We start from the raw sequence: 4,530 nt of genomic DNA on the forward strand, positions 1-4,530 counted from the left end.
ATGTTCAAGAATTTAAAGAATGAACTTACTCGCTTCGCTAAGGTATTAGAAGATTATAAAGTTGAAACATTCATACTAGGTGCTGAATATTGTGAAATAACAGGAAAGAACTTTAAATCAGAATGGAAAGATATTATTTCATCAGTCAGAACGACTTTTAAAGGGAAATTAAGCTATGGTGCTAACTGGCAAGAAGTAAACGGAAAGAATGAGTTCTACAGTACTTCTTTTTGGGAAGAGTTAGACTATATTGGACTTGATCTATACTCACCTATCCCTGATAGTGTTAAGGGTGAGAATATCTACAACTATCAGCTTAATGTAATTAGAAAATACACTCAATTTGCAAAGAAATATAAAAAGAATCTGTATATAAATGAAGTTGGTTTCTCAGGTTCAATAAAAGGAACTTCTGAGCCATTTGAGTGGAGAAATAAAACACCAGGAACTCAAGAAAGACAGGCCGATGCCTACAAATACACTTTAAAAGCACTCAAAAGTTTTGAAAATATAAAAGGAATATTTATATGGAGAAAGCTAGCAACTAATAAATATAAAATGCTAGAATACAACTCTAGTGAAACAGATTATGACTTATGGAAGAGAAAGGCCTGGTATGAAATTAAAAATATTTTTAATTCTCTTTAATATATTAATATTAAATTTCAAATCCCAAGCTGAATTCACTTATGCAAATACATTTGTAGAATGGGAGTCTGCCAGGCTTCAGATATATAAGGACAACTTAAGCCTATTTACGAAAGATGAGAAAACTCCTTCATTTCTATCACTTAATGTTTCAGACAAAAATATAAATTTAGAAATAGAAAATATAATATTTAGCTTACTCGTAAATGATATTAGAGCTGTAAATGGACTTGAGATTCGACTCTCCGAAAAGAGAAATGCTGAAGATTATTTATACTACTCTATTCCACTTTTTCATGATTATGAGTTTAACTTCATTAAGTCATCTACAAAAACAGAAATAGGCCTTTCAAAAGCAAACTTCAAATTGAAAGGAAACTCTTTTAAAAAAATTAATTTCTTATCTATCTACTTTGCTGCCAACACAAATGACACAAGACTATCCTTATGGCCAATAAGAAAAACAAAAAAGGAGTCTCAAGGAGTTCTCACATTAACATTTGATGATGGACCTAACGACAATATTAAAGCTGCAAAAATCTTAAAAGAATATGACATACCGGCTACAGCTTACATTATGCCAAATGCACTCAACAAAAAAGGGTTTCTTACTTCTAAAGAATTAAAAAGCCTAACAAATAAGAATTGGGACATAGAATCTCACCACGAGACACCATTTACCTACCTAAGTGAAAATACACTAAATAAAGAAATTACTGATATAGAAAACTTTCTCATTAAGAATAAATATAAGAAATCAAATTTTCACCTAGCTTATCCACTCGGAAAAACAAACGAGTCAGTAACCAGTGTTGTTTCAAAAAGATTTTCAACCGCCAGAATTGCCTCAGGTGGCATAGAAACAATTCCTCCAGCGAATACTCACATGCTTCGATCATTCAATGTGCTAAAGACCACAACCCCTGAAGAGCTTAAAGAAGTCATTGCAAAAACGAAAGAGGCAAAGCAGTGGCTGATCTTAATGTTCCATCACATTAAGGACAAACCTGTAGATGATATTGACTACTCGACTGACAATTTTAAAGAGCTTGCTAAAATCATCAGCGAGTCAGGAATTAATGTTATGACAATAAATGAAGTATGGAATAAGTATTTAAAATGAGTATTTGAAATATAACTCTCCGCCTTCACTCCACCATTCACTAGAGTTTTGAATAGACTTATTTCTAAAGACACTCATACCAAATAGCATAGAGTTCCTCTCTCCGTATTCAAAGGCAGCAGAAGCATAGTATGAATTACCAGATTCTCCATCATTCTCTTTTATGAAGCTATATAGATAACTCGCTTTAAATGAGTATTTTTCATAGAAAGTTTGTCCCCATTCGATGAGTGGCCCATGTGATATAAACTTCTCAGGTGACCAATACCCGACATCGATATGGTCATAACTTAGTCGCTCAAAACGATAGCCCGCCCAAATCCAAACAGGATATGCACGACCAAAGAGAGTAGAAACACTCTGCCTTTGAAGTGAGTTACCTGAACTAATTTTTGTATACTCAAGTTCAAACGGAACTCTCATATAATCCTTTGGTCTATATGTTCCACTTAGTTTTGTTTGAAGCCTTTGTAACTTATCATTATAAGGACCAGGGACTCCTCCACTAGTATATAAGAAGTCATAGTTTGTATTAAATTCAAGAGTATGCTTTCCAAAAATTAATCTCTGTGTAAAATCGGCAAACACAGTAGAAGAATCAGAACTGCTATACTCTAAATTATGAAGGCCTAGCTTAAACCGAGAATAATTATTCTCATTCCATTTTCTGGCCATTCCAGAGAATATTTTTTTTCCTGTTATCTCACCTAAATATTCTGCATCTGTAATAACAGCTCCAAAAATTAAGTCGTAAGCTTCTGGTTTAAAATCTTGATACTTCCAAAAAAGATCTCTTCTATTTGTTTCATAGGTAATAGAGTAAGTTTTAGTTTTTAATCCATTAGAAGTATTTGAAAAAGAGTGAGAGGCATTTACCTGAGCGGGCTCATTTGCAAAAGTACTTAATAATGACAAAATACTGAAGAAAAGTGAAAACATATGTGTCCTTAAATAGATTTCTTTTAATATACTAGAATGTGAAACTAATGTAACCATCAGAAGAATCTACCTAACTACATGAATTCACATCACAGAAAACATGTAAATTACTCATATTACTTAGATTTATGATAAATATATGCTAGATAATCCCCATGAGATTTCTTTTTATACTTCTATTTTTAACGACCCAAAATACATATTCGATAGAAAATGACTCTATTGAATTTCTTCAATGGTACACACAAAAAAAAGAACTCTATACAAGCTCTAAGAAATATATAAATCGTCTTAAGAGAAGATTAGATAATAATCAGATCTTAGGCCTAGAACTCATAATCGCTGATTCGACAGATGAAAGAGTTGAATCAAAGTTTGGACATGCCCTTTTTAGATTCGTAGATGGTGATAGTGACCCTGGTAATGACATAACTATAAGCTTTGTAGCAGACGTAAATGGCCCTAAAGCTAGTAATATAAGTGGTGTTATTGGTAAATATGGAGTTTACCCAGAGGTTAAGTCACTAAGGTTATTTATCAAACAATACGTGAAGGACCAATCTCGACCGCTTGAAAGACATATAATTCCTTCCAATGAGATTATGCACCGAGAACTAGTCAAAACATTAGACTCTTGGTGGAACGAGATTCATGAAGCAAGAGAAGATATTTATAAAGAGTCTGTTAAGAAAGCTAAAATAAATGCCATCAAAAAAGGTAGCGAACTTTTTGGAGAAGAAAGCTTCGAGTTACTTGAAATAAAGTTCTACGATGAGGAATTTAAAAGTGAATTAATTCAATCATTTGGCATTGTAGAAAAAGAAGCGACTCCTTTTAAAAATGATTCAGAAAAAGATAAAGCACTATATAGACAGGCCTACACAAGATCCTACAAAAAACTTGATGTAGAAAAAGGTGAGATTGTATTAAACCTCTTTCAAGAAGTATGGAAAGTAAAAATAACAAGTGAGATACTTGAGCTAGATGAAACTATTGAAAAGATTGCTATAGAAAAGGCTAAAGATTATTTCTCTTCAGATGAAATTAAACTTTTTACAAGATTTGATAAGTCTCTAGAAAAAAATGGTTTTTACGCTATGACGACCCAAACAATGAACAGTCTAAATATACTTAGAAGAGTTCCGATAAAGATGAGCGTTAAAAACCTTGAAGTAACAAGTGCTGCATCTGAAGTACTCGGAAAATATACATTCTTCTCTAATAACTGTGCTGGAGCAGTTATTAAATTTTTAAAAAAATCTAATTTTCCTCACAAAAAAACAATTGGAATACAGGGAAGAGTTCCAGTAAAACTTAACAAGTGGATGAGTAGATCCCTATTGGTTCCTTATCCTTCCATAACAATAGATGGTGCCAAGAAATTGAGATCAAAGATAGCAAGGATACTCGGCTTTACAAGTAGAGAATTTGAACAGTATCGCTTCCCTATTCACCAATGGCAAATTATTAAAAAGTATACTACAGATGAAGAAAAGTTCTTATTCTACGATCTATATAATAGTAATCTAGAAGCTGAATACGTTGAATTAATAAGAAATGACATACAAGGGCTCAATGCTCCTGACTACAACGATATATATGGTCTTCTTAAAAGCAGTCCATTACTTTATGAGCTTTGCTCGACAAAAGATTGCGCTAAGAAGGTTGAAACAGTTCTAAATAAAGTATGGACCAAAAAAGAGATCAAAAAAACGAAGAAATTAATAAATAGAACAGGAAATAATACTTTTATCCATGAAGGTCTAACAAAGAGTAAAGAAATCCTTATGCATTTAAAGCTATTGAAGTATATCCCAGAG

General features: G+C 32.5%; 4 protein-coding genes. 3 read left to right on the plus strand and 1 reads right to left on the minus strand.

Annotated features, from left to right (window positions below; genetic code table 11):
- The coding region (locus ABX784_RS15595; protein WP_372655990.1) for a hypothetical protein at positions 1 to 648 on the plus strand (648 nt) is incomplete at its 5' end.
- Complete coding sequence (locus ABX784_RS15600) at positions 617 to 1,771, plus strand: polysaccharide deacetylase family protein (protein WP_372655991.1); 1,155 nt, start codon at positions 617 to 619, stop codon at positions 1,769 to 1,771. The genes ABX784_RS15595 and ABX784_RS15600, both read left to right, overlap by 32 nt.
- Here the strand turns inward: ABX784_RS15600 and ABX784_RS15605 are convergent.
- Entirely contained in the window at positions 1,763 to 2,710 is a 948-nt protein-coding gene (locus ABX784_RS15605) for a hypothetical protein (RefSeq protein ID WP_372655992.1), read from the minus strand. The genes ABX784_RS15600 and ABX784_RS15605 overlap by 9 nt on opposite strands.
- 155 nt (positions 2,711 to 2,865) lie before the next feature.
- Here ABX784_RS15605 and ABX784_RS15610 point away from each other — a divergent pair.
- Positions 2,866 to 4,530 (plus strand): DUF4105 domain-containing protein (locus tag ABX784_RS15610; RefSeq protein ID WP_372655993.1); only part of this gene is annotated, 1,665 nt, incomplete at its 3' end.

The organism is Halobacteriovorax sp. (genome assembly GCF_041587335.1).
In the GTDB taxonomy this organism is placed as follows: Bacteria; Bdellovibrionota; Bacteriovoracia; order Bacteriovoracales; family Bacteriovoracaceae; genus Halobacteriovorax.

Coding starts and splice junctions, on each gene's coding strand:
- ABX784_RS15605 (WP_372655992.1), bottom strand. CDS start 2,710: ATGTTTTCACTTTTCTTCAGTATTTTGTCATTATTAAGTACTTTTGCA.
- ABX784_RS15600 (WP_372655991.1), top strand. CDS start 617: ATGAAATTAAAAATATTTTTAATTCTCTTTAATATATTAATATTAAAT.